The organism is Mycobacteroides sp. H001 (assembly GCF_001440005.1).
In the GTDB taxonomy this organism is placed as follows: Bacteria; Actinomycetota; Actinomycetes; order Mycobacteriales; family Mycobacteriaceae; genus Mycobacterium; species Mycobacterium gwanakae.
Genome location: NZ_LJYH01000049.1, coordinates 19,420 through 44,558, shown reverse-complemented (window position 1 = coordinate 44,558; position 25,139 = coordinate 19,420). Strand labels below are relative to the sequence as shown.

Sequence of the window (25,139 nt, the reverse complement as noted above, 5' to 3'; positions counted from 1 at the left end):
TAGAGTCATCCCGCCTCCCTTGCGGTGGCTGTGCTTGCTTCGGCGCGGCCGAAATGATCGGAGAGGAAGGCGAATCCCGCTCTGGCGAATTGTGGTGCAGCGGTGAGGTGCTCACCGAAACGAATCGGATGCTCGCGCACGTCGACACCGAGAGCGCTCCACCGCTGCACCAACAGCTCGGCCTGACGGTAGGGAATCACCTGATCTTGCCGTCCGGTGCCGACCAACACCGGAGCCGCGGGCGCGAAGTGCCCCAGGCTGTTGTCGTGCAGTTGCGTGACCCATGCCGGCTCGGTAAAGGGGTCCACACCCGCGAGATAGCGCTGTCGATTCTTGGGGAGAAGCAGGCCCAGGACAATCGCCGCGACAATATGGGTACGTCGCAATAGCGCGGTGACCAGCCGCCCGCCTCGGTTGAGGTAATCATGCAATCGCAGTTCGGGATAGCTGCTGTCGAGTCCAATCCCGGTGTACAGCAAGAGAAATGCGAAAAGTCCACCGTCCAGTTCGGTGGCGAGTTCGGGGAAATCTACCGGAGCCGCGCCAACGGCCGCAGCACGCAGCGGCATGTCGGGTGCGTAGCTCGGCTGCAACTGCGCGGCCCAGCCGGCAGTGTTGCCGCCCTCGGAGTAGCCGTATATGCCTGCTGGGCCCTGCGCCTCGAGATCGGCCTGAGGTAGCTGTCTTGCGGCGCGCATGATGTCCAAAAGCGCGCGTCCGTTTGTTTTTCCGACGACATAGGGATGCACGCCAGGGGTGCCGAGCCCCGGATAGTCGGTGACGGCCACTACCCACCCGCGCCGTACGGCCGCGGTGAGGAAGGGGGCCTCGTACTCCAGGCCGAGTTCAAGTAGGCGAGACACGGTGGCGGAGCGCGCCAGACCCTGGGTGCCGGGGGCGAATCCGAGTAACGGCCGTGTAGTCATCGGGGCCGGAGCATCGGGGATGAGCACGACACCGGATACCGCGATAGGGGTGCCGGTGGCGGTCGTCGATCGATACAGCACGCGCCAGGCCTGGGCCCGCATCCTGACTCCGGGGAAGACACGCGCGGCCATGGGCGTGGCACGCAGTAGATCGCCGGGAGACCCGGTGTTGTCGAGCGCGGGCGGATCGTAGAACCGATCACGCGCTCGGCGGGTGGCCGGGGTATAAGACATCGTTGTCCTCCGGGGTTGGTGCGGCTATGAAGCGTCGGGTGAATGCAGTTGCGCACGAAGTACTTTGCCACTGGCATTGCGCGGTATCTCGTCAAGAACAACGAACCGTTTCGGAACCTTGTAGCGCTCGAGACCCTCCCGAACATGAGCCTTGAGCATGTCCTCCCGGGGCGCTGAGGACCCCGCCGCCGCAACCACGAAAGCCTGCAATACCTGACCGAATTCGTCGTCGGGTACGCCGATGACGACGGCATCAGCGATCGCGGGGTGCGCCGTGAGTCGGTCCTCGACTTCCCCGGGGAATATGTTCTCGCCACCCGAGACAATCATGTCGTCGGAGCGACCGTCGATGTACAGCCTGCCTTCCGCGTCGAAATGGCCCATATCGCCTGTGTTCACATGCCCATCGACGACTTCCTTGGAAGCGGCGTGCACCGTTTTGTCGGGTGTGTAACCCTCGTACTCCAGGCCACCACGGACGAAGATCATTCCCGTCTCACCGGCCCCAACCTCTCGGCGGTTGTCCCCAAGGATGCGCACGGACACTCCAAGTGCCTTGCGCCCCGCAGTATTCGGTGCGGCAACGAGGTCCGCAGGGGAGGCGATCGCGACCACTCCGGCTTCGGTGGATCCATAACCGTTCACCAATATCGGTCCGAAGGCTGCCAGCACGCCGGAGACGGTGGCCGGTGATATCGGCGCTGCCCCAGTCACGATCATCCGCAATGGCAGCCCTTGGGCGTTTCGCCTGCCTATTTCCGGGAGCGCCGTCAACAGCCTCTGCAGCATGACCGGTACCGCGAACAGTACCGTGACATGTTGACGCGCAATATCGTTCATGGCTTGCGCGGCATCGAATCGGCGTCGGCACAGCACGGTGCCTCCCAGCGCCAGTGGCCCAAGCAGCGCTGCCAAGCCAAATCCGTGGAAGAACGGCGGTGCCACCAGCACCCTGTCCCGGGAACGCAGCCGCACGGTGGCCATCGCGGTCACACACATGAGCACCAACTGTCGGGGTTTGACGGCGCGCGGCACTCCCTTGGCCAGCCCGGTGGTGCCGGAAGTGAGCAGGGTGAGTTTCACCGGACGGCGCACCGGTGGCGGCTTGGGATGCGTTTGTGTCGCGAGTGCATCCAAGCTCAGGAGTCCCTCTGCGGCCGGAGTCTCGTGCCAGGCCAGTACACGCAAGCCACGGTAGTTGGCGGCATCGACCGCTTCGGTGTACTCGGCATCGAAGATCAGTACGTCCGGTTCGTGGCGTTGCAGGATCGCGTGCAACTGTTGAGGAGTCAGTTCCGTGTTGATGAAGATGAGTTCGGCCCCGAGCTGTGCACCGGTCAGCATGGCCTCGGCGAATCCTCGATGGTTGCGGCATACGATCCCGACCGAAGTGGGGGCCGAAGGCGCCAGCGCGTAGACGGCAGCGGCGATCGCCTCCGCGCGCTGATGTAACTGGCGATAGGTGATGTGCCCCGCCTCGTCGATCAGCGCGACCCTGTTGGGAAATCGAATCGCGGTGGCCGCCAACAACAGTGCCGGTGTCGGCCCGTACTGACAGAGGGCGCGGGCAAGTGCGGCGACGGCCCGTGGACCCATCGGGGTGAGCGCGCCTGAGGTGAGCGCCGCAGGCACCGCGGCAGCCCACTGCCTGAGGCTTTGCCTGAACTCATTCGGCATGAGCACCCACCGGGTCCGATGTCTGGACACGAGTCGGAGCCGGCCGGCCTGCGGTAACCCTTGCCAGGGAAGCCTGGGTATCACCCAATCGCCGATAGACGAAACCGAGGATCGGTTCCATCGGAAAGCGCAGCACCGGAGCTAATATCGCGGAGGGATGCCCGTACACCGGCGTCAACGTTCTGGGTTTGTCCACGACGGCGCGGGCGATCACGCGAGCCGCGTCGAGGGGGGTCTGTCCCGGAAGCAGCCGCATCCACCGGCTCGGTGCGCTCATCCGGGTATGCATCAGACCCGCGTAGAAAGTTGTCAGGGTCACCCCATCGCCGCGGGCTTCCATTCCGACAGCGCGCATCCAGATGTCGAACGCGGCCTTGGACGACAGGTAGAAGCCCCACTTGGGTACCACCCCGAACATCACGCCCACTGTCGAGACGTTGACGATATGGCCGGCGCCCCGGGCCCGCATACCGGGTAGCAGCGCCAGGGTGAGCCTCATGGGCCCCACGTAGTTGGCGCCCGATGTCGCGTTGACGTCTTTGGGCCTGTCGTAGGAGAGGTGTACCGACCGGCGCAGTGATTTACCGGCGTTGTGGATCAGATAGTCGATCGCACCGAAATCATGGAGAACCGCCTCGGCGAACTCTGTGATCGAGGCTTCGGATGTCAAGTCGAGTGGGTAAACCGCTGCCTCGCCGCCCCTTTCGGTAATGCCGGCGGCAACCATCCGGAGCTGTTCCATGGACCGTGCGGCCAGCACGACCCTGGCACCGGCCTGTGCGAAGAGTTCAGCGGTGGCGGCGCCGAGCCCGTACGAGGCACCGGTGACGACGACGACCTTTCCCGCCACCTCGCCGCGGAGCCGATCGATGTCCCGTAAACCGCGCGGGCCGATCAGATAGGCGGCCGCGCGTGCGATCGGATGGTGTACGACGGGGGAGGGCCCAGTGGGCAAAATCGTTGACATCTCGGTGCTTTCGGCTACTTGGTGTTGTTAGTTGAGGGACTTATGGAGGCCAGACCGGCGAGCACAGTTCGTAGTTGCGCATCGGACACCACGGCATCGACCACACGTTGGCTGAGTTCGATATCAGGGTCTGATTGCACGGCGCTCAGGACAGTGCCGAAGAAGTTGGCCATGATCAGATCGCGAACAGTGTCGCGGGAGATCTCGTCGGTATGCATCCAATGCAGCACGATGCCCTCGATGAATGAGAGGCAGCCACTGATCGCCGCACGCAGCACCGGCGTCGATTCGGTTCCCGTGATCTCCACGGCCAACGCGTGTGCCAGACGTTGGCGATGTTGTTCACGAACACGCCGTACTTCGGCATCGGACACGTCGGCCAGGAGCGCCTCGAAGGCGCCGGGCTCCTGCTGTGCCCGATCCAGAAACTTGCCGACACCCTCGGACAATCGCTCCAGCGCCGGACCGCGCATCTGGACGAGTTCACCCCAGAATTCGTCGGCCGCCTGCTCGACCACGGCCAGGTAGAAGCCGCGCTTACCACCGAAGTGGTAGCTGATCGAACCCGCGGCCACGCCAAGGGCGCGGGCCAGATCCACGATCGAGACCTCGTCGTACCGTTGCGTGCTGAAGGCGACGCGACCGGCCTCCAGCAGGGCGGCACGTGAGGCGACACCACGTTTGTTGCCGACCATGACACCTCCAGTATTTGAATCTGATTCAGAAAGTAGTCATCGGGAAGGCGGGCGTCAAGATCTTTCTGAATCAGATTCAAAATCTCCCGCGCCCTCGAGACGATCGGCGCCTACAGTTGGAATTGCGCCGGTCGTGGCCGTACATTGAAGGGATTCCAGTCGTGACAGACATATCCGCATTCGCCGAGTTGGTCGATCGTGACCATGGGCTGTGCGTGCTCAGCACGATTCGAAGCGACGGCAGCGTCCAGTCATCGGTGATCAATGCCGGCGTCATGCGCCACCCGCGAACCGGCGAACCGGCCGTCGCGCTGGTGGCGGCCGGGGGCACCCGGAAGCTCGATCATCTGCGGGTGGACCCGCGGGCCACCATCGTGGTGCGCGCCGGATGGCAGTGGGTGACCGTGGAGGGAGTCGCCGAGATCATCGGCCCGGACGACCAACAAGCCGGTATCGACGAGGAAACGTTAAGGCTGTTGTTGCGCAACATCTTCCAGGTGGCCGGCGGTACCCACGACGACTGGGATACCTACGACCGGGTGATGGCAGAGGAACGACGCGCCGCAGTTCTGATCGCACCCGGCCGCGTCTATTCCAATCCCACGCGGGGATAGCCCGCAATATTGTGCAGGTATGTGTATCGCATGCGAGTGGACCCCGCATTTCTCGGCGTTGAGCACGAAGACCACCCGCCGGACGGCGCTACGCGCTGTGGCCGCGGTGGCGCTCGGGGCGGGGGCCGTCGCCGCATGCTCTACAGGGGCCGATTCGTCGTCCACGTCAGGTAGTGCCAACCCCGACAGTGCCGAGGCGGATTTCGTCTTCCGGAACGGCCGCGTCTACACAGTGTCCGGGCATCAGGAATGGGCCGAAGCGGTTGCCGTGAAGGGCAATACCATCAGACATGTTGGTGATGAGGCGGGCGCGATGGCGATGGTGGGCCCGGGCACCCGCGTCATCGATTTGGACGGCAAGCTGCTCATGCCCGGGTTTGTGGAAGGGCACATTCATCCGTTCTTCGGTGCCTTCCTCAGCAGCGGCGTGAATCTGCAAGTTTCGACCAAACAAGAGGCACTGGCGGCTATTGCCAAATACGCCGAGGAGAATCCGGATGGGCCGATACGCGGATTTGGCTGGCGTATCGACATGTTCGGGCCGGAGGGGCCGACCCGTCAAGAATTGGACAGTGTCCTGCCGGACCGGCCCGGCTTCTTCTTCGCCGTCGATGCGCACAGCATGTGGGCCAACAGTAAGGCCCTGGAAGTCGCTGGCATACATCGAGATACGCCCGACCCGGTCCCAGGCTTCAGCTACTACGCAAAAGATGGCAAGGGCGAGCCGAGCGGCTACATCCTGGAGATCAGCGCGATGCTTGACCTGATCGATGCCATCGAACCGGTTACCGCCGAGAGCATGCAGCGAGCACTTGAGGACTGGCTGCCGAAGGCGGCTGCGGCCGGCATCACGTCGGTGTTCGATGCCGGTGTTCCTCCGGTCGGGAGTCAGGCGGCGTTTCTTGGGCTGTACAACGACATTGAGCGCAGGGGCGCGTTACCGTTCCGCGTGGTGGCGTCCTATGTTGTGAAGGCGCCCCCTTTCGATGATGCGGTATCGATGTTCACCCAGACTCGTGACGAGATCGCGAGCGATCTCGTTCAGGTGGGGATGATCAAGATCATGGGCGACGGCACCCAAGGCGGCTACACCGCCTGGCTGCTCGATCCTTATGCGGACAAACCCGATTCGATCGGAACGTCACCGTTCACCGAGCAGCAGTGGGGCCAGCTGGTCGGCCAGATTGATGCCGCGGGTATCGACATGCATGTGCACGCGTGCGGGGAGCGCACGGTACGGGCGGCACTGGATGCGTTTGAGGCGGCGATCGCCAAGAATCCCGCCCGGGACCGCCGGCATACAATCGCGCACCTGATCTATGTCGATGACGCGGACAACGCCCGATTTGCCAAGCTTGGGGTTGGAGCCCAGTTCTCCGCGAACTGGTTCTCCGCCGACCCCGACACCGTGGTCAACCTGGCGGCCCGATATGGCGCGCCCCGCAAGGACAACTTCTACCGGATCCAGGACATACTGCACGCCGGCGGAAGAGTGTCACTGGGAACGGATTGGCCTGCGGCGGGGTACTTCTCCACCTACAAGCCACTCGAATCAATCCAGATCGGTGTGACCCGTCAGCTGGTCGGTGACCCCAATGCCGAGGTGCTCGGCCCCACTAACCAGAAGTTGTCGGCGGCGCAGGCGGTGCAGGCCAATACGCTGGGTGCCGCGCACCAGATCCGGATGGAGAACAAGGTCGGCTCGGTGGAGGCCGGCAAGCTCGCCGATCTCATCGTGCTCGACCGCAACATCCTTGAGGGAGACCCACACGACATCCACAAGGCGACGGTCACGATGACGATGATGAACGGCCAGATCCGTCACGAGATCAAGCACTGACCGGCCTACTTGGCCAGTACCAAGAGCGGCTTGTCCTTGTCGACGACGTAGGTTGCCAGTTCCGAACCTTCGTCATCACCGACATTGCGAACGGAATGGAAAGTCTCGGCGGGGACGAAAAGGACATCTCCGGCGGTGACGCTCTGTGAACCCTGACCGTCGATGTCGTAGACCAGCGTGCCCTTGAGCACGTAGATGATCTCCTCGCCGGGATGCTTGTGGCGGGCAGCCGTGGCTCCCGGCTGAAAATCGACACGTGTCTGTAGTGCCTCGCGGCCCGGGATGCTCAGATCATGGCGCTGTAAGTCGGTGCGGCTCACCGGCTCACGTTCGGACACGGGGGTAGATGACCCGCATGCCGCGGCGAGTGTCGCCAGCCCGGCACATGCGCCCATCACGATCGTGCTGCCGATGTTCATGCGGTTAATCCTTCCGGAGAGGCTTGAGTGTGCCGACGCCCGACGGCAGCGCCGTGTTGTCGCGGATGCCATGGTAGATACCGCGTTTGATGATCCAGGGTTGCAGTACGCGGTCGATTGACCACGCGGGGAAGCGGAAGGCGTGACCGGAGGGGGCGAAGACTTCCAGCCCGTCGGGCTGTACGCCGAGAACCGAGCCCCACCGGTACCTGGGTGGGCGGTAGGCCCGTAAAGGCCGCCCGGATACTCCGGCGCGAACATTGTGAGCCACCAGCCGGTCGGCTCGATTGCGAGCCGAGGTGCGTAGCGCATCGGTGGCCGCGACGTCCCCGACGGCGAAGACGTTGGGGTAGCCGGGAACCTGCAGTTGTGGTGTCACACGGACAAATCCGTGTTGGTCGAGTATCTCGTCGGGCAGCCAGTCTGTATTGGGTTGGACGCGACCTATTGCCCATAGCACCGCATCGGAGGAGACCGGCGGCTGTCCGGAACTCCATTCAACCGGCTCGCCGGTGATTCGGTTGCCGGTGAATCCGTCGGGGATGAGTGCCCGGTGTCCGGGGTGCAGCCCGACGCGGAGGTCGTTGAGCCGCTGCCGAATCCGGTGCCACACGCGCGGCGAGTGCTGTGTGAGCGCACGCTCACCGGGGAAATACAGATCGACACGCAGGTTGGGCCATGTGATCGCGATGTTGGCCGCGCTACTCACAGCGGCTGCCCCTCCACCGATGACAGTTACCGTGCCCGCCGCGGCCAGTCGCAGGTGCGCCGCGCGCAACTCCGCAGCGACCTCGACATTGGATTGCAGTGTGGGCTGTCGCCAGAAGCCGTTACTGACACCGGTCGAGATGACCAAAGTGTCGTATGGTTCCGCAAGTGATACGCCGTTACTGCTGTGGGCGAAAACCGTTCGGGCGCTGAAGTCGACGCCGGTGAGCCGGGCATGCACGGTACGGACACGGTCCAGTCTGAGGAACCGGTCAAACGGCACCCAGTAGTTCCGTGCCCATTCGTCGGGGCGTGAAAGCCGTATCCCTAACTCTTGGCCACTGACCAACCCGGGTTTGGCGGAGATTCCGACAATATCGCTGTGGCTGGCGAGCCGGATCGCCGTGAGCAGGCCGCTGTCGCCGAGCCCGGCGACAAGGACCCGTCTGCGGCTCACGCCGATTTCCGTGGAGGGCGGGGCACAAATTGGGATACCCGTGCGATGACATCTCGGTACTCGGGCCGTCGCTGCAGGCTGCGCTGCTCCATCATCGGGATGCTCGAGCCCAGGAACATTCCCAACATGCCCGCGGCGCCGAGGCATAGCCACCACGCATCAGCGGGGGAGACCGCAATACCGAAGAGTGCCAGGGAGAGCCAGAAGCTGAACTCTCCGAAATAGTTTGGATGCCGAGACCATGACCACAGGCCGCGGTCCATCACCTCACCGGGACGACGGTTGCCGGTGAAGCGGTGCATCTGCACATCGGCGACCAGCTCCAGAGCTACAGCCGCGAGGCCGACCAGACACGCGATCGTCGTCAGCCAGACCAGGTCGCCGCCGGGGCGCGTTACCGCGACATACGCCGGCACCATCCCGAGAAAGACCAGCAGCGTGGGGATGAGATGGATGGCGACCAGATCGGCCAGGAAGCTCCATCGGCCGGCACTGGCGCGCAGCATCGGGTAGCGCCAATCCTCATGGTGCAGACCAGGAAACGAATACACCCAGTTGGCGGTGAGGCGCACTGCCCACAGCGCGATCACCATCGCGATGAGCCAACAACGCAACTCATGTACCCCGGACTGACTCCACCAGTAGACCAGCAGCAGCGGGGGTATCACGCTCCAATAGGCGTCGTAGAAGCTCGAATTGCGGTACAGCCTGCTGAAGACGAATATCACCACCGTGGCCAGCACATCGGCGATCAAAGTGTCCAGCCACATGCGGCCGGTACCTGGACCCCAGATGAGCCAGCCAGCGGCCACGCCCACGGCGATGAGATAGGCGATGCTCACGAGCACCAACGATTGTGACTTGCTTCGGACGATGGCCTCAGAGCTCATGCGGGGTGTTGTCCCTTCGCAACAGTGCGACGAGAAAGTCCGAGTCATCGGTGAAGGGCCTCAGGTCCCAGGTGGACAGCAGGAGGTCCGGAGCGAGACCTGCTTCGGCAGCGTCGTCGATGAATCGGGCGAACTCGTAGTCGCGGCCGGCGCCGAAGCCGATCACCGCGCGGCCATCTTCCGCGAGGTGTCCGCGCAGGCGTTTCAACACCTGAACCCGTGTGCTCGGGGCGAGAAACGCCATCACGTTGCCCGCTGACACGATGACGTCAAATGGCTCGGCGATACCGGCCGCCGGCAGGTCAAGGTCGGCGAGATCGCTGACGATCCACCGTGAACCGGGATGGTCCTGCTCGGCCGCCTCGATGAGCACCGGGTCGACGTCGACGCCGACCACGCGGTGACCGGCGGCCGCCAGAAACCCGCCCACCCGGCCGGAGCCACACCCCGCGTCGAGGACCCGGGCGCCACGAGGAACCATCGCGTCCACAAAGCGAGCTTCGCCCGCCAAATCCGCACCCTCACGCGCCATGGCGCGAAACCGCTCGATGTACCAATGCGAATGGTTCGGATTGGCCGCGACTTTCTGCATCCAAAGACTCTGCTCAACCATGCAGCCATTGTCGCAAGCGGGGGTAGCGTCGCAGATCAGGGCACGCGAATACCTCACTCGATGGCCTACCGAGCCGCGAATGCGGTGCTAATCTCATGCCAACCCCGCACGTTATTGTGACGAAGGAGGGGGATGGAAATGCGTTACAGCGCATGTGCCACAGCAGCATTGGCGGCGATGCTGATTCTTACAACGCCGGCTCGGGGTGAGCCCGAGTGTCAGTTCTCGGGAGGTCTGGGCCCTGACGCCGCCTGCACCCAAAGCACCGATGACGATGAGCTCACGACGCCGTGGATGTGGCCGGGCGACGACGGATTCGGGGTCGGGTTTGGTGGACCCGGCTTCGGTTGGCGCTGATCTGGTACTAGACAAGACCTAGATAGCCGAGCACTCCGGCCGTGGCGACCACGATCAACGGATTTGTCTTCGTAAAGACGAAGATCAGGGTGCAGATTCCGGTGACTGTGTAGGCACGCCAGTCGTGATCCGCGGCTCGGCTCATCACCAGGGAGGTCGCCAGGATGAGCCCGACTGTCAGCGGCGCCAAGCCCCTCTCAACGGCGGTGCGCCATTTCGACTTCTGTGCCCGCTGCCAGAACCGCGTTACCGCATACACCAGGGATGCGGCGGGAAACACCATGGCGACCGTCGCGATAACACCGCCGAGGATGCCTCCCGCGATGCCACCGACAGGAAGGCCTGCGGCATACCCGACCATCGCCACGATCAGAATGCTGGGACCAGGTGTGGTCTGGGAGATCGAGAAGATGTCGGCGAATTGCGAATTGGTCAACCAGTGTTCGTCGCGCACTGAGCGTAGGTGCATTTCCGGCAGCACCGCATTACCGCCGCCGATGGACATCAGTGACAGCGATCCGAACAACACCACCAGCTGCCAGTAGGTGTTCACGCGGCCGCCTTCCTGGGCCACGCCCAGAAGAGGGCCAGCGGGGCAAGGAGTGCGAGTGTCGCCAGCAGGGGCCAGCGCATCAGCCCGTTGAGCGCGAAGCTGGCGGCGAACAGGAGCACCGGGATCAGGCTGGTGAGGCACTTCTGTCCGGTCTTGATCACCATCGCCAGGGTGAGCGCTACGGCGGCGGCGGAAGCGCCATGCAGTACGCCCTTGACGGCGGGTATCTCTTTGAAGCGAAAGTAGAAGTACGACACCGTTAACACCAGAACCAGCGGTATCAGGCAGAGCCCGACGACGGCCGCGATGGCGCCCAGTGCACCGCGCATCTTGGTGCCAACGAATACGGCCATGTTGATCTGGTTGGCGCCCGGCAGGATTCGGCACATCGTCATCGCGGACAGGAATTCTTCCTCGCCCAGCCACTTCCTTTCGACGACAAGCACCTCACGCGACCACGCCGACAAACCACCTCCGAACGAGGCCAGCGCTATGTGGTTGAACGTCCACGCCAAGCGAAACAGGGACACCCGCGGCAATGGGGGATCGTTGTCACCGCTACTCATGCATGAGTTCCGGATCGTGTGGGAAGTCGTCCTCATAGTGTTGACGTGAATCCAGCGGATCGGGCGGATCGTACTGATGGGAGAGATCCCAGTCGGTGTCGAAGACGTCTTTCAGCCGGGCGACCACGGGTGGGTCGGTGATCGTGATCCCAAGTTCACGACGCAGGTCGAAGGCGCTGCGGTCGATGTTCATCGAGCCCACCAGAGCCCGGTTGTTGTCGATGATGAGTAGCTTGGCGTGCACCCTCAGATTCTTCTGCTTGTGCACCTTCACTCCGATGCGACGCAATGTCCGCAGCGATGCGAACGTGTCCAGAATGTCCCATTCACTGATGCCGTGCCTGCCCCCGCACAGCACGCGCACCCTGACACCCCGGTCTACTGCCGCGGCGACACGGTCCAAGATCACAGCGTCGACATACTTCGGATGTTGGATGTCGAGCCTCTGCTCAGCCGCGTCGATGAACTCCGCCATGTGATACCGGGAGTTCGCATTACTCCACAGCAGGCCGTCGAAGAGTGAAGGTACCCAGTCGCGGTGTTCCCAGTCGGCCTCGAACACTTCGACGATCTGTTTCACATGACTGGGCACGACCGTAATGACGCCGTAGTCGCGTGTCCGCGTGAAGTATTTCTCGCATAGGTTGAAGGTGGCCACCAGTGCGGCCCTGCCATCGACGACTATCGATTTCTCGTGCGTCACATAGAATTTCGGACTAGACCAGGCGACGTTCACCCCGGCCGTGGTGAGCCTGCCGAAGGTGTCGTCGTTGGCGCGATCGCCCCCGGATCGCTGCGGGTTGAGCATCACCCGAATGTCGACACCCGCCTGACGCCGCGCGATGACGGCGTCGATCAAGCCTTCCTCGGTGAAAGTGAATTGTTTGATGAGAAGCGATGTTTCTGCGCTCTCAATGAACTGACGAACCGGTTCCAGGCCGTCGTCCGGCTCGACGATGAGGCGAGGCGCGAAGGGAGACACAAGAGCAGAAGCTAGCACCAAGATCGCGCAGTGGTCTGCCATTCACATGAACACTTCGATCCGGCTGGCAACCTCATTGAACCCCAATGCAACTGGTGGCGCCGTTACGGCGTCACCGGCCGTTGCGCCGCGGCCGGTGTGGGGGACCTGCGGAAGATCCGGGTTTTGAGCTCGGTGGCCCGCTTTTCCACCACGAACCAACTCGATGCGGCTACCGGCAAGGTGGCCGCCGTGGCGATGACGAAGAACACAACAGGGTTCAAGCGGACAAGCCAGAAGCTGGCAAGCATCTGTTGGATAGGGAATGCGTAGATGTACACGCCATACGAAAGATCGTTGCGCAGCCGAGCTCTACGGATCAGCGCACCCGAAACGATGATGGCGTACGCCAGGGGTAGGGCACCGATGACTCGATAGTTCTGGGTAAATCCGGACGCCATGACAATGGCGGCGCTGAGCACGACCAAGGACCAGCGGGCCGGTATCCGGTCCTGGTACTGGTAGAACATCGCGCCCGCGAGGAAAACGACGAAGAACCGGGCCAGCATCTGTGGCCAGCTGAACATCGGCGGGGTGTAGGAGACGTAAGCCGCCCAGACTGTCGCCAAGACGAACAGAGTGGGAATAACCCAACGGCGCTTCAGAAGTCCCAAGAAGCCAAGGACGGAGACCATTACGTCACAGAGCAGGACGAAGAAAAGAGTCCAGATAGATCCGTTCCAGACCCCGGGAAACGGCACGTCGGCGGGAGTGCCGTCGATACCGATGTAGGCCACGTTGAGCAGCGCGTTGTTGATGACGTATCCGAGCTCTGCCGATAACGAAATCGGCGTGTTCTGGACCTTGGCCGTGATCGGAGCGATCACGAAGGCGATTACGAGCAGACACACCCATAGTGCGGGGAAAATACGCAAAACGCGTGAGGCCCAATACTCCTTCAGGTACGGGCGACGCATCCACGCGGCAGTGATGAGGAAACCTGAGATGGCAAAGAATCCGTCGGCAAAAATATTGCTGAGCAGCCGCACGATCGGCTCGTAGGCAATCTCGCGGCCGGTAAGGGGCCAGGAATGGTAGAAGACCACGCCGATCGCGAGAATGAGACGCCACAGCGTCAGCGCATTGTGCTGTCGATCAAATACCTGCTCAAGCTTCATAAATTCCCCGAGGCGCCGATGCTGTGTGTTTACTTTTGCGAATGAACATACTGCACAATCCCGAGTGGCACCCGGCTTACCTCGCGGGATGAATCTTCAGACCGCAAGTGCTCAAGTTGTTTGCGAATTGTTCCGGCTTCTCTGAGATCGAACGAGCGAATTCCATTGGTTCCACATCACGCTTTACCTGCTTGCGTCCGCAGCGGTGCGCGATGGCCGATAGCAGCGGATATGTCTGTTTGGGCTCACCACGGTGAGGGCAAGCGGCAAGAATCTCGCGGTACGCATTGATTCATTGCTATCGAGCTATCGCAAAGCGGTATCCGGAGGGTTGAGAAGCATAGTGATGCGTCGCGGCGACCGAATGTGGTCGCGTTCGGGGCCCGCCGCAATAACTATTCGTAGAAGAGATTTGCTTGGCCACGCTGCTCAACATTGCTTATCCGCACGCTGCGTACCGACGGAGTTTGGATACAGCGCTTTTGCCGCTTGAGTGGAACAGGAGTTCAGATAAACGCGTAGCTCAGCTACGAGGCCTCGGGGCCGGGGAGATCTCGATGGCCACCGATGCCTGCTGACGACGGGTAATCCAGACTCCAAACTCACTCAACGGCCCCAACAGCCAGTACTTCTGATTGACGATCTTGCGGACCCTGCGAGTGTCATCGAAGTCCAGGACGCGCGCGGTGCCCGCGACCACCGGTGCATCGGGGATGAGCTGCCCTCGAATACCGCAGGGCTGCAACGTCACCGCTGGGTTGCGCCGAATACGTCTGATCTTGTACGCCGCGACCTCCGAGAAGAAGTAGAGCTTGCCATCGGCGGGAGCAATCCAGACCGGCGTGGATACCGCCGCACCGTCTTTGCGGTAGCTCGTCAACGACACATAGTTCGCCCGGCCGACCACATCCCAATCCGTCATTCGTTGTCCTCTCCTCGGCCAGTCCACCCGATTCTGTCGCAGACGACGCCCGATCGCACTGGGCGCCTCCGGCCCCGAGCGGTCGGCCGAGGCTTACAGGAGCGTTGGCCGCACTGTGAGGTGGGTTTTTCTTTTCCATAATGTCCACGGAAACGATGGGGAAACACATCCCAGTCACTGTGGTGACATGGCCACTCCAGGGGAGATGGGTACGACGCGTACCGCGTGCTCGTACTGCGGTGTGGGCTGCGGTATCGAGGTCCAGACGAAGCCCGGTCCTGGGGGCACGGTTATCGCACGGGTGTCGGGCGACAAGCTTCACCCGACCAATTTCGGCCGCCTGTGCACCAAGGGGGCCACCCACGCCGAGTTGATGGAGGCGGTCGACGGTCGTCTGAAGACCGCGCTGGTCCGGCCCTCCCGTGGTGCGGAGCTTGTCGAGACGCCGGTGGATATCGCAGTGACCGAAGCTGGGCAGAGGCTGCGTTCGATACTCGACGAGCACGGGCCCGATGCGATCGCGCTGTACGTATCAGGTCAGATGTCGATCGAAGCACAGTACCTGGCCAATAAGCTGGCCAAGGGATTCATCCGTACCGTGCACATCGAGTCCAATTCACGACTTTGCATGGCGAGCGCCGGGACCGGATACAAACAGTCGCTCGGAGCGGACGGCCCACCGGGTTCGTACACCGACTTCGACAGCGCTGATGTGTTTTTCGTCATCGGCGCAAACATGGCTGATTGCCACCCCATTCTGTTTCTTCGGATGGCCGACCGGTTGAAGGCCGGCGCGAAATTGATCGTCGTGGACCCGCGGCGCACCGCGACCGCCGACAAAGCCGACTTGTTCCTGCAGATCAACCCCGGTACTGATCTGGCGCTTCTCAATGGATTGCTTCATCTTCTGGTGAAGTCCGGCGATATCGATGAGGAGTTCATCGCCGAACACACCGAAGGCTGGGCGGCAATGCCCGAGTTCCTGGCCGACTATCCGCCCGCGGTGGTAGCCGAGATCACCGGTATCCCCGAAGCCGATATCCGTGCTGCCGCCGCCATGATCGGGCAGGCCGGCGAGTGGATGACGTGCTGGACCATGGGTTTGAACCAGAGCACGCACGGCACCTGGAACACCAACGCGATCTGCAATCTTCATCTCGCGACCGGCGCGATTTGCCGTCCGGGAAGTGGCCCCATGTCGCTGACCGGTCAACCGAACGCCATGGGTGGTCGGGAGATGGGCTACATGGGTCCGGGCCTGCCCGGCCAGCGATCCGTGGTCAGCGCCGACGACCGAGCGTTCGTGGAACAGCAGTGGAGCCTGGCGCCGCAGACCATCCGAACCGAGGTGGGCCCGGGAACTATCGCGATGTTCGACAGCATGGCGGCGGGCAATATCAAGGCGTGCTGGATCATCTGCACTAATCCTGTTGCAACAGTGGCAAATCGGGGCACCACGATCACCGGGCTGGAGACCGCCGAACTGGTCATTACCCAGGACACCTACGCGGCCACGGCCACAAACCGCTACGCGGATATCGTCCTGCCCGCCACCTTGTGGGCAGAAGCCGACGCGGTGATGATCAATTCGGAACGCAACCTCACCTTGCTCCAGCAGTCGATCGGCCCGATGGGTGAATCCCGACCCGATTGGCAGTTGATCTGCCAAGTCGCCACCGCCATGGGATTTGGTGAGCAGTTCAGCTATTCGTCTAGTGAGGAGGTGTTCGACGAGATTCGCCGGTTCTGGAATCCAAAGACGGGCTACGACCTTCGCGGCGCTAGCTACGAGCGCCTGCGCGAGACTCCATTGCAATGGCCGTGCCCCCCAGACGATGCGAACGATCGGCACCCGATTCGCTACCTGAACGACGGTGTCAGCCAGAGTCTTTTCGTCGACGCTGCCGGACATCAACCGCGGTTGGCGTTCGCGACCCCGTCGCGCCGAGCGGTCTTTCACCCACGCCCGCACATGGATGCGCGCGAGCTGCCCGACGACGACTACCCGTTCATCTTGAACACGGGCCGCCTGCAACATCAATGGCACACCATGACCAAGACGGGGCAGGTGGCTAAGCTCAACAAGCTCAACAGTGACCCCTTCGTCGAAATCCATCCCGAGGACGCCGCCGAACTGGGCATCGCTGACCGCCAACCGATCGAATTGCACTCGCGGCGCGGGCGCGCTGTGCTGCCCGCGCTCATCACCGACCGTGTGCGGCCAGGCAACTGCTTTGTGCCCTTTCATTGGAACGACGAGCACGGCGAGTACCTCGCTATCAACGCACTCACGAGCGATGCCGTGGACCCCGACTCGCTGCAGCCTGAGCTGAAAGTGTGTGCGGTCAGGATGCGCCCCATCGCGGTCGTCCAGCAACCCGATCGACCGGAGGCAACATCCATGCACCCCGTCGCAGAAGCGCTCGGCCTGGCATCGCAGCCCGTGCCCGATCTGGTCGAGAGCGAACAGGCCTACCTGGCTGGGTTTTTCACCACTCTGGAGCGAGGAGGGGAGGGAGTTCCCGTCTTGCCCGCGGGGGCGCCCGTTAGTGATCTGGTCCGGCTCTGGGTCGACGGAGCGTTGGCGGGCATGTACTCCCGCACCGTCGATTCGGCGCCAGGCCCGGTCGGCGCACCGCTACCCGCCGCACGGCCGACGCCCTTGGTGCTGTGGGCATCCCAGACGGGCAATGCCGAGGACTATGCCACCAACCTTGCGGCACAGCTGAGTTCCACGGGTGCGCCGCCACGGATCATCAACATGGATGACTGCGGGATAGGTGATCTCGCCAGCGCCACCGACGTCCTGGTCGTCACGAGCACGTTCGGAGACGGCGGCCCTCCCGATAACGGCGCCGACTTCTGGGACCGCCTGCATGCATCGGATGCGCAGTTGACCGGGATCCGATTCGCGGTCTTGGGAATTGGTGATCGTGCGTACGAGAACTTCTGCGGGCACGCCAAATCCATCGACGAACGATTGGCAAGTCTGGGCGCGGTACGTTTGATAGACCGGCTCGACTGCGAGATCTACGATGACGAGCCCCTGGCGCAATGGGCACGTCAGGTGACGGATCTGATCACGACCCAGGAGGAGCCGGTCGCCCCGGCGGCGGTCCCCGTCGCGAGCCCCCGGCCTTCGAGGACTGGCGCACCCGAACCGTTCACCCGCAACAGTCCCGTCGCGGCCCGTTTGACTCGTAACACCGTGCTGACACCGCGTTCCTCCTCAAAAGAGGTGCGACATTTCGGGTTTGACATCTCCGAGCATGGCGTGGCGTACAGCGTCGGCGATGCACTCGGGGTCTGCCCGACCAACTGCGACAGCGCCGTCGACGCCTGGCTCTCCGGCACGGGGCTGCATGCCGACGAAATCGTCGAGGTCGACGGTACAGAACGGACCCTGCGCGATGCGCTGACGTACTCCTACGACATCGGGCGGATAACCCCGAATCTGCTGAGCTTCCTCGCCGACAACACCACCAACACGGCAGCGGCCAAGGACCTCCGAGAGGCACGAAAGAACCTTGCGTCATGGGTGATTGGCCGAAGCGGCGTGGACGTCGTGCAGGAGTTTCCGGTACGCGCCTCCGCCGAGCAGTGGCAGGACGTATTGGTGCGGTTGACCCCCCGCTGCTATTCGATTTCGTCCAGCCCTCTGGTCAGCCCGCATGAGGTTCAGTTGACGGTCTCCGTGGTCCGGTACCGGGGGACTGGCGGCGCCGAACGAGGGGGTGTGTGCTCGACGTTCCTTGCCGACCGCGCCGATGACACACCAGTACCCGTGTTTCTGCAGAAGTCCCCGCATTTCCGGCCCCCGGAGGAGTCGCGGACTCCGATGATCATGATTGGCCCGGGAACCGGGATCGCACCGTTTCGCGGATTCCTGCATGAGCGTCGCGCGCTCGGCCACACCGGCCGTAACTGGCTCTTCTTCGGCGACCAGCATGCGGCCCAACACTTTTACTATCAAGACGATCTGTCCACCATGGCCGATGACGGCTTTCTGTCCAAGCTTGACGTCGCCTTCTCTCGCGACCAGAAGGACAGGGTCTATGTGCAGCACAAGATGGTGGACAAAGGCGCCGAGCTCTGGGCATGGCTGCAAGACGGCGCCCACCTGTATGTGTGCGGCGACGCATCCCGGATGGCCAAAGACGTCGACGCCGCACTGACATCAATTATTGAAAAACATGGCAGGCTCTCGGCCGAGGGTGCCCACGATTACAAGCGCGAACTGGTCGCCAGTAAGCGGTATTTGCGAGACGTCTACTAGACCCGACTTGACACATCTGACCGAGAATCATAGGTGTACAGCACTTCTCACGGTGACGATACAGGCGGCGGAGAGAACCTTGTCATCCCGACGACAAGTGAGAGCCGGTCGATGAAACACCGGATTTGTACGGTGCTCAGACCGCCTTGCGCTGACGCCAAAGTTGAAGGAGCCACCGTTGACGTACGTGAAACCGCCCGAGCTGGCCCAAGCGCTGATCGATGCCGGCGAGTCGAAGATCTTCATGTCGACCCGGGACACCCTGATTCGTGCGTACATGGCCGGTGCGATGCTCACACTGGCCGCTGCCTTCGCAGTCAAAGTGACCGTCGACACCGGGTCTCCGATTCTGGGCGCGGCATTGTTCCCGGTGGGTTTCTGTCTGCTCTACCTCCTGGGCTACGACCTGCTCACCGGTGTGTTCGTGCTGGCGCCATTGGCCTATCTGGCCAAGCGGCCGGGCGTGACAACCGTTGGGGTTCTGCGGAACTGGGTGCTGGTGTTACTGGGAAACTTTGCCGGTGCGTTGACGGTCGCGGTACTCATGGCGGTGTACATCACGTACGGCTTCGATGTGTCGATCAATGATGCGGGCAATCAGTTCGCCGCGTACGGACAAAAACTCGCGCACATAGGATCCGACCGCACGCTCGGGTACGCCGATCACGGCGCCGCCGGATGGCTCACCGTTTTCGTGCGGGGCATGCTGTGCAACTGGATGGTCTCCACGGGTGTGGTGGGCGCGCTGCTGGCCAAGGACGTCGTCGGCAAGGTTCTGGTGATGTGGATGCCGATCATGCTGTTCTTCGCGATGGGATTCGAGCATTCCGTGGTGAACATGTTCCTGTTTCCGATCGGCATTCTGCTGGGCGCCGACTTCACCTGGGCCGACTACTTCTTGTGGAACGAATTTCCCACCGCACTAGGCAATTTGGTCGGCGGGCTGTTCTTCACCGGCGTAATGATTTATCTGACGCACTATCGCACGGCGCCGAAGCGCAACGCTTCGTCAACCACACAGGGCAGCGCGGTAGCGAACGCGTAATCCCGTCTATACGAGCACTTTGGCGGCGTTGCGTTCGGCGCGTTTGGCCTGGCGCTCCAGGTACTTGGCCTTGACTTCCTCGAAGTCCTCGGAGGTCTTCCTGAGATCGCCGACGATGCGGGCCAGGTCCTCGCGGTACCACTCGGCTTCGCCGTTGATGTCGTCACGCTCGAAGATGCGCCACTTGCGCAGCACCGGCAGCACCACCTCATCGAGGTGAGACTGCGGGTCGTAGACGCCGCCGGTGGCGATGGTGACCGCGTTACGGCGGAAGCCGGGGATCGTGTAGCCGGGCATCGTGAAGTTGTCGAGAACCTTGTGGACAGCCTTGACCGCTTGGTTCGGGGCGATCTCCAGGCCGGCCGTCACCATGTTGCGGTAGAAGATCATGTGCAGGTTCTCGTCGGTGGAGATGCGCTTGAGCAGCTCATCGGCGATGGGCTCGGCGCAGGCCTTGCCGGTGTTGCGGTGCGAGACGCGGGTGGCCAGCTCCTGGAAGGTCACGTACACCACCGAGTCGAACAGGCTCTCGGAGAACGGTATGTTCTGGCGGTTCTGGCCGGGGGAGAAGCCGCTGGTCATCTGCGCGATGCGCAGCTTCTCGAGTTCGATCGGGTCCACCGAGCGGGTCACCACCAGGTAGTCGCGGATGGCGATGCCGTGGCGGTTTTCCTCGGCGGTCCACCGGTTCACCCAGGTGCCCCACGGTCCGTCCATGGTGAAGTTCATGGCGATCTCGCGGTGATACGAGGGCAGGTTGTCCTCGGTGAGCAGGTTGGTGATCATGGCGATCTTGGCCAGCTCGGAGAGCTTGGACTGCTCAGGATCCCAGTCCTGGCCGCCTAGGGCCTTGTAGTTTTTGCCCTCTGACCAGGGGACATAGTCATGCGGGTTCCAGTCCTTGGTGACGCCGAGGTGGCGATGGACATTCTCCTCGACCACGGGCTCAAGCTCATGGAGCAGCTCCAGGTCGGTGAAGGCCTTCTGCATGAATACTTCCTCGTAGTGGGGGGCCAGACAGAAACCGCAACTAGCAGTACCCGTATCCAGCAGTTACAGAAATTTAGCATGCCTGGACGCCCCGCAGGTATGTACAGCGATTACTCGTCTAATTGAGAGCATTCCGTGATCGCGCCCATGATTGGCCGACGCAGGCGCGTGTTCGCACACGGTGTCGGCCGAATGCGATCCCATTCATCGCAAGTTGCTGGTTGTCAGCCACTTTCATCTCGCCACTATCCAGTCGATCCAAAGGGGAGCGGTGCTCTCTGGCCAAGTATCACCATGGAAGGGGCTAGTGCCCACGGGTTTGGTTCATACGGATTCGGTTGGCCGACTCCTGAGGCGGTCATGCTTCCGCTGTTCGCTGACCGAGTCCGAGTTCGGTGAGTAGGTGGCGGACCCGTTGTTCGATGTCGTCCCGGATCGGGCGCACCGCTTCCAGGGGCCGGCCGGCAGGATCGGCCAGCTCCCAGTTTTCGTAACGTTTCCCGGGGAAGTACGGGCAGGTGTCACCGCAGCCCATGGTGACGACGACGTCGGCTCCTCGCACGATCTCTTCGGTCCACGGTTTCGGGTACTCGCCGGTGATATCGATGCCGAGCTCGGCCATGACTGCGACCGCGGCGGGGTTGATTTCCTTTCCGGGCTCTGAGCCGCCCGACCAGGCAACCGCCCGGTCGCCCGCTAGATGCGTGAAGAATCCAAGTGCCATCTGAGAGCGGCCCGCGTTGTGCGTGCACAGAAAGAGCACAGTGGGCTTGACTTGGGTCATTGGGTCACCTTCTGGCCTACGGTGCCGATCGAATCCGGTTGAGGGGCATGCATAATGCGGCGCCGCAGCGCCAAGGACACGTATACGAGGGCGACCAGCACAGGTACTTCGATCAGGGGGCCGACGACACCGGCTAGGGCCTGGCCGGAGGCGGCGCCCCAGGTGGCGATCGCCACAGCGATGGCCAGTTCGAAGTTGTTACCGGCGGCGGTGAACGCGAGCGTGGTGGTGCGTGGGTAGCCCAGCCGCAGGGCAGCGCCGAGCAGGTATCCGCCGCCCCACATGATCGCGAAGTAGGCGAGTAGCGGCACCGCGATACGTGCAACATCCCAAGGCCGAGAAGATATCTGAGCGCCTTGGAGCGCGAACAAGATCACGATGGTGAACAGCAGTCCCCATAGCGCCCAGGGGCCGATGATCGGCAGGAATCGGGTTTCGTACCAGGTGCGTCCCTTGGCCTGTTCGCCGATACGGCGGGAGAAGTATCCGGCCGCGAGTGGGATCCCCAGGAACAGGAGTACAGATTTGGCGATCTGCCACGGCGAGGTTGCGATGACGGTTTGCGGCAGATGCAGCCAACCGGGCAGGACGGATAGGTAGAACCAGCCCAGGGCCGCGAACATGAGCACCTGAAACATAGAATTCAGCGCGACGAGGATGGCCGCCGCATCCCGATCGCCGCACGCAAGGTCGTTCCAGATGATCACCATGGCGATGCACCGCGCCAGTCCGACGACGATCAGACCGGTGCGATACTCGGGCAGATCCGGTAGTAGTAGCCATGCGAGCGCGAACATCAACGCCGGGCCGAGCACCCAGTTCAAGACCAGCGAGCCGATCAGCAGCTTGCGGTCGGCGGTGACGGCACCGAGGCGGTCATAGCGCACCTTGGCCAATACCGGGTACATCATGATGAGTAGTCCGACCGCGATAGGCAGCGAGATCCCTTCGACCTGAACTCTTTCCAGCACACTGTTCAGCCCGGGGATCCAGCGACCCAGCAGCAACCCGGCCGCCATCGCGAGTCCGATCCACATCGGCAGAAACCGGTCCAGCATCGATAATCTCGGTGCAGCGGGTGTAGTCATTCGGGAGGCCCGCAGGTGCAGTCGTTGTCTTCGGCGAGGAGTTCTGGACTGGTGCCGAATGTTTCCGAATCCGCCAAAACCGTATAGATTTCCCACTTTTCACGATCAGGTGCGGTGACCCAGACCTTGTCTTGTGTCGCGAAACAACACGTGGTGCCGATCTCTTCCTCGGTGAACATGCCTGCATCAGTCAATCGGCCGATCTCGGCGTGGACCTGCTCGCTGGATTCGACCTGTACCCCGAGGTGGTTGATGGTGCCGCCGTGGCCCGGGTTCTCCAACAACACCAGCTTCAGCGGTGGGGAATCGATCGCAAAGTTGGCATATCCGGGCTTACGTTTGGCCGGTTGTACACCAAAAAGCTTTGAATAGAAGTCGATTGACGCATCGAGGTCGTTGACGTTGAGAGCCAGCTGTACGCGGGACACCGGTTCACCTCCGGAACTAATGAGATATTCATCGAACTTATTGGATGCGCTCAGTGTGCCATGTCTTTGACATATGTCAAAGAATTCGGGATGCTGAAAGCATGCCCAAGGCTCTTCCCGTGGTAGATACCACCGCTCCCGTGTGCTGCGCACCCGTGGCGGCCGGTCCGATGAGCGACGAACAGGCGCTGGAGGTCGCGCTGCGGCTCAAGGCGCTCGCCGATCCGGTACGGGTCAAGATCATGTCCCAGCTCTTTGGCGCGCCCACAGGAGAGATCATCAGCGGTGACCTCGCGGGCATCCTCGGACTCACCGAGTCAACCGTCAGTCACCACATGAATCAGCTGCGAAAGGCGGGGCTGGTGGAATCGGACCGCCGCGGAATGAACGTCTATCACCGGCCGGTTCCGGATGCGCTGACCGCGTTGTGCACGGTCCTGGATCCCAGCTGCTGCCAATAGAATCGACCGATGTCGACGACAGCCCACAGTGATAGCGCTCGTTCATGCTGATCGGTATCGCGGCGGCCGTGCTGGCCTGCCTGGGGTACGGAACCGCATCTGTCCTCCAGGGATACGGTGCCCGCCAATCCGCGACGAACGTTCACGGGCGCTCCGATAACGGAGCACCGTCACTGAGTTCGACAATTGCCGCGATGCTGACGCCGGCATTCATCGCCGGGATGGTTCTCGATCTCGTCGGGTTCGCGGGCACCCTGGTGTCGGCGCGGTTGATTCCACTGTTTCTCTCCCAAACGATCATGAGTGCGAACCTGGCGGTCACCGCGGTACTCGGCATCGCCGTACTGGGTGTGCGGCTGCAACGACGGGACTGGCTCGCCATCTCGGCCGTATTGCTGTCGCTATGTGTGCTGGCGTTGACCGCCGGTCCTCGTGGGGAGGATTCCGCGACGCCATCGGTTCACTGGGGTGTGCTGGTCGCATCGGTGGCAGTGCTGCTCACCGGCCTGGGCCTCATTCGCCTCTTGGGCTCACGCGCGGCGATCCCGGCGGGGTTGTTGGCCGGGATTCTTTATGGCGCAATGTCTGTCGCGGTCAGAGTGCTTGACGGGCTCGATCCGCTACGGGTGAAGGTCCTGCTGTCCGATCCCGCTGCCTACGCGGTGATCCTTGCGGGGGTGGGCGGCTTCTACCTGTTTACCGTTGCGCTGCAAGTGGGTTCGGTGAACGGCGCGGCTGCGGCATTGGTGGTGGGGGAGACGGTCATACCCGGTGTGACCGGTGTACTGCTGTTGGGCGACGGCGCGCGCCCGGGATTGGGCTGGCTTGTTGCCCTGGCGTTCGTGGTTGCGGTCGTCTCGGCGGTGAGTGTGGCCGCGTTCGGTGCCGTCGAGAACACGCAGTCGACGGCACCGGAGCTGGCGCGCTAAATCAGTTTGATGCGTTGAGAATCTTGATCGCGAAGACGAGTGTGTCGCCCGGACGGATACCGGCGCTGGGCTGCCCGGACGGATAGCCGTCGGCGGGGACCATCGCGACGGCAACAGTCGAGCCGACATGTTGCCCGGCGATGGCCTTCTTGAATCCTGGTACCACTCCATTAAGCGGGAACTGGGCCGGTGTGCCACGCGTGTAGGCGCTGTCGAACACGGAGCCGTCACGTCCGTTGACGCCCATGTAGCAGACCGACACTGTGGCCAGATCTCCGACGATCGGTCCGGATCCGGCCTGGAGTGTGTGCACCTGGGTCTCGGCCACGCTGAATGGGGCGGTCACGTTGACGCTCGGCGCCGCGGTGTCGGTGGAGCCGGAGACGGCGACATTTCCGGTGCTTCCCGCCAGCGTCCACTCAGGTGTGCCGGCGCCCTGCGGCGCTGCCGTGGGGCATCCGCTGGTCGTGGCGGGCGGGTCGGCAGGTGCTGACTTGGCCTCCGTATCGGAGCCGCATGCAACCAGCGTCACAACGAATGAGGCGGCGCAGGCGGCAAGTG

General features: G+C 62.6%; 24 protein-coding genes and 1 pseudogene. 7 read left to right on the top strand and 18 right to left on the bottom strand.

Features of this window, described 5'->3' with window-relative positions; translation table 11 throughout:
* Positions 1 to 5: 5 nt before the first annotated feature.
* Genes AOT83_RS24875 through AOT83_RS24860 form a run of 4 tightly spaced genes read right to left on the bottom strand, consistent with a single transcriptional unit; the run spans position 6 to position 4,499 of the window.
* Positions 6 to 1,160 carry a lipase family protein gene (locus AOT83_RS24875; RefSeq protein WP_057966367.1) on the bottom strand — a complete coding sequence of 385 codons (1,155 nt, stop codon included), beginning with the start codon at positions 1,158 to 1,160 and terminating at the stop codon, positions 6 to 8.
* Positions 1,161 to 1,184: 24 nt separating this feature from the next.
* Entirely contained in the window at positions 1,185 to 2,837 is a 1,653-nt protein-coding gene (locus AOT83_RS24870; RefSeq protein ID WP_057966366.1) for an AMP-binding protein, read from the bottom strand.
* A complete protein-coding gene (locus AOT83_RS24865) occupies positions 2,827 to 3,804 on the bottom strand; it encodes an SDR family NAD(P)-dependent oxidoreductase (protein ID WP_057966365.1) in 978 nt (325 codons plus the stop codon). The genes AOT83_RS24870 and AOT83_RS24865 overlap by 11 nt, the downstream gene beginning before the upstream one ends.
* A 14-nt stretch (positions 3,805 to 3,818) precedes the next feature.
* Positions 3,819 to 4,499 (bottom strand): TetR/AcrR family transcriptional regulator, encoded by a 681-nt coding sequence (locus tag AOT83_RS24860; RefSeq protein WP_030097840.1) that lies wholly within the window; start codon positions 4,497 to 4,499, stop codon positions 3,819 to 3,821.
* Positions 4,500 to 4,660: 161 nt separating this feature from the next.
* Between AOT83_RS24860 and AOT83_RS24855 the strand changes: the two genes are divergently transcribed.
* The gene (locus tag AOT83_RS24855; RefSeq protein WP_081343749.1) at positions 4,661 to 5,113 is read left to right on the top strand and encodes a TIGR03618 family F420-dependent PPOX class oxidoreductase; all 453 of its coding nucleotides are present in this window, start codon (positions 4,661 to 4,663) and stop codon (positions 5,111 to 5,113) included.
* A gap of 19 nt (positions 5,114 to 5,132) precedes the next feature.
* Positions 5,133 to 6,953 carry an amidohydrolase gene (locus tag AOT83_RS24850; protein WP_057966364.1) on the top strand — a complete coding sequence of 607 codons (1,821 nt, stop codon included), beginning with the start codon at positions 5,133 to 5,135 and terminating at the stop codon, positions 6,951 to 6,953.
* Between the two features lie 5 nt (positions 6,954 to 6,958).
* Here AOT83_RS24850 and AOT83_RS24845 read toward each other — a convergent pair whose 3' ends face one another.
* Genes AOT83_RS24845 through AOT83_RS24830 form a run of 4 tightly spaced genes read right to left on the bottom strand, consistent with a single transcriptional unit; the run spans position 6,959 to position 10,040 of the window.
* Positions 6,959 to 7,372, bottom strand: a complete 414-nt coding sequence (locus AOT83_RS24845) for a cupin domain-containing protein (protein ID WP_057966363.1) — start codon at positions 7,370 to 7,372, stop codon at positions 6,959 to 6,961.
* 4 nt (positions 7,373 to 7,376) lie between these two features.
* Positions 7,377 to 8,537 carry an FAD-dependent oxidoreductase gene (locus AOT83_RS24840; protein ID WP_057966362.1) on the bottom strand — a complete coding sequence of 387 codons (1,161 nt, stop codon included), beginning with the start codon at positions 8,535 to 8,537 and terminating at the stop codon, positions 7,377 to 7,379.
* Positions 8,534 to 9,427: a DUF1295 domain-containing protein gene (locus tag AOT83_RS24835; protein ID WP_196325574.1), complete on the bottom strand. Its 894-nt coding sequence runs from the start codon at positions 9,425 to 9,427 to the stop codon at positions 8,534 to 8,536. Before AOT83_RS24835 ends, AOT83_RS24840 begins: the two co-directional genes overlap by 4 nt.
* Positions 9,417 to 10,040, bottom strand: coding sequence for a class I SAM-dependent methyltransferase (locus AOT83_RS24830; protein WP_057966361.1), 624 nt, complete (start codon positions 10,038 to 10,040; stop codon positions 9,417 to 9,419). Before AOT83_RS24830 ends, AOT83_RS24835 begins: the two co-directional genes overlap by 11 nt.
* 138 nt (positions 10,041 to 10,178) lie before the next feature.
* On the opposite strand from AOT83_RS24830, the gene AOT83_RS24825 reads away from it, so the two are divergent.
* The gene (locus AOT83_RS24825; protein WP_057966400.1) at positions 10,179 to 10,397 is read left to right on the top strand and encodes a hypothetical protein; all 219 of its coding nucleotides are present in this window, start codon (positions 10,179 to 10,181) and stop codon (positions 10,395 to 10,397) included.
* Positions 10,398 to 10,404: 7 nt separating this feature from the next.
* Here the strand turns inward: AOT83_RS24825 and AOT83_RS24820 are convergent, their stop codons facing one another.
* The 5 genes from AOT83_RS24820 to AOT83_RS24800 all read right to left on the bottom strand — a co-directional run bounded on the left by AOT83_RS24820 (position 10,405) and on the right by AOT83_RS24800 (position 14,577).
* The gene (locus tag AOT83_RS24820) at positions 10,405 to 10,950 is read right to left on the bottom strand and encodes a chromate transporter (protein WP_057966399.1); all 546 of its coding nucleotides are present in this window, start codon (positions 10,948 to 10,950) and stop codon (positions 10,405 to 10,407) included.
* A complete protein-coding gene (locus AOT83_RS24815) occupies positions 10,947 to 11,516 on the bottom strand; it encodes a chromate transporter (RefSeq protein WP_057966360.1) in 570 nt (189 codons plus the stop codon). The genes AOT83_RS24820 and AOT83_RS24815 overlap by 4 nt, the downstream gene beginning before the upstream one ends.
* Positions 11,509 to 12,498: a phospholipase D-like domain-containing protein gene (locus AOT83_RS24810; protein WP_057966359.1), complete on the bottom strand. Its 990-nt coding sequence runs from the start codon at positions 12,496 to 12,498 to the stop codon at positions 11,509 to 11,511. Before AOT83_RS24810 ends, AOT83_RS24815 begins: the two co-directional genes overlap by 8 nt.
* 104 nt (positions 12,499 to 12,602) lie before the next feature.
* Positions 12,603 to 13,655 carry an acyltransferase gene (locus AOT83_RS24805; RefSeq protein ID WP_057966358.1) on the bottom strand — a complete coding sequence of 351 codons (1,053 nt, stop codon included), beginning with the start codon at positions 13,653 to 13,655 and terminating at the stop codon, positions 12,603 to 12,605.
* 523 nt (positions 13,656 to 14,178) lie between these two features.
* Positions 14,179 to 14,577 carry a PPOX class F420-dependent oxidoreductase gene (locus AOT83_RS24800; RefSeq protein ID WP_057966357.1) on the bottom strand — a complete coding sequence of 133 codons (399 nt, stop codon included), beginning with the start codon at positions 14,575 to 14,577 and terminating at the stop codon, positions 14,179 to 14,181.
* A 187-nt stretch (positions 14,578 to 14,764) separates the two neighbouring features.
* Between AOT83_RS24800 and AOT83_RS24795 the strand changes: the two genes are divergently transcribed.
* Both AOT83_RS24795 and AOT83_RS24790 read left to right on the top strand, forming a co-directional pair.
* A complete protein-coding gene (locus AOT83_RS24795; RefSeq protein WP_057980055.1) occupies positions 14,765 to 18,853 on the top strand; it encodes a bifunctional nitrate reductase/sulfite reductase flavoprotein subunit alpha in 4,089 nt (1,362 codons plus the stop codon).
* Positions 18,854 to 19,031: 178 nt separating this feature from the next.
* A complete protein-coding gene (locus tag AOT83_RS24790) occupies positions 19,032 to 19,898 on the top strand; it encodes a formate/nitrite transporter family protein (protein ID WP_057966355.1) in 867 nt (288 codons plus the stop codon).
* Positions 19,899 to 19,904: 6 nt separating this feature from the next.
* Here the strand turns inward: AOT83_RS24790 and AOT83_RS24785 are convergent, their stop codons facing one another.
* The 4 genes and pseudogenes from AOT83_RS24785 to AOT83_RS24770 form a co-directional block, all read right to left on the bottom strand.
* Positions 19,905 to 20,888 (bottom strand): acyl-ACP desaturase, encoded by a 984-nt coding sequence (locus tag AOT83_RS24785; RefSeq protein WP_030097824.1) that lies wholly within the window; start codon positions 20,886 to 20,888, stop codon positions 19,905 to 19,907.
* A 358-nt stretch (positions 20,889 to 21,246) separates the two neighbouring features.
* Positions 21,247 to 21,660: pseudogene (locus tag AOT83_RS24780) on the bottom strand (arsenate reductase ArsC); the annotation flags it as partial.
* An 8-nt stretch (positions 21,661 to 21,668) separates the two neighbouring features.
* A complete protein-coding gene (gene arsB, locus AOT83_RS24775; RefSeq protein WP_057966462.1) occupies positions 21,669 to 22,760 on the bottom strand; it encodes an ACR3 family arsenite efflux transporter in 1,092 nt (363 codons plus the stop codon).
* The gene (locus AOT83_RS24770; RefSeq protein ID WP_030097821.1) at positions 22,757 to 23,188 is read right to left on the bottom strand and encodes an ArsI/CadI family heavy metal resistance metalloenzyme; all 432 of its coding nucleotides are present in this window, start codon (positions 23,186 to 23,188) and stop codon (positions 22,757 to 22,759) included. The genes arsB and AOT83_RS24770 overlap by 4 nt, the downstream gene beginning before the upstream one ends.
* A 101-nt stretch (positions 23,189 to 23,289) precedes the next feature.
* Here AOT83_RS24770 and AOT83_RS24765 point away from each other — a divergent pair, with 101 nt between their 5' ends.
* Both AOT83_RS24765 and AOT83_RS24760 read left to right on the top strand, forming a co-directional pair.
* Positions 23,290 to 23,649, top strand: a complete 360-nt coding sequence (locus AOT83_RS24765; protein WP_030097820.1) for an Rv2640c family ArsR-like transcriptional regulator — start codon at positions 23,290 to 23,292, stop codon at positions 23,647 to 23,649.
* A 44-nt stretch (positions 23,650 to 23,693) separates the two neighbouring features.
* On the top strand, positions 23,694 to 24,578 hold the full coding sequence (locus AOT83_RS24760; RefSeq protein WP_057966463.1) for a hypothetical protein: 885 nt from the start codon (positions 23,694 to 23,696) through the stop codon (positions 24,576 to 24,578).
* A 1-nt stretch (position 24,579) separates the two neighbouring features.
* Here the strand turns inward: AOT83_RS24760 and AOT83_RS24755 are convergent, their stop codons facing one another.
* The gene (locus AOT83_RS24755; RefSeq protein ID WP_030097818.1) at positions 24,580 to 25,110 is read right to left on the bottom strand and encodes an FKBP-type peptidyl-prolyl cis-trans isomerase; all 531 of its coding nucleotides are present in this window, start codon (positions 25,108 to 25,110) and stop codon (positions 24,580 to 24,582) included.
* Positions 25,111 to 25,139: the final 29 nt, after the last annotated feature.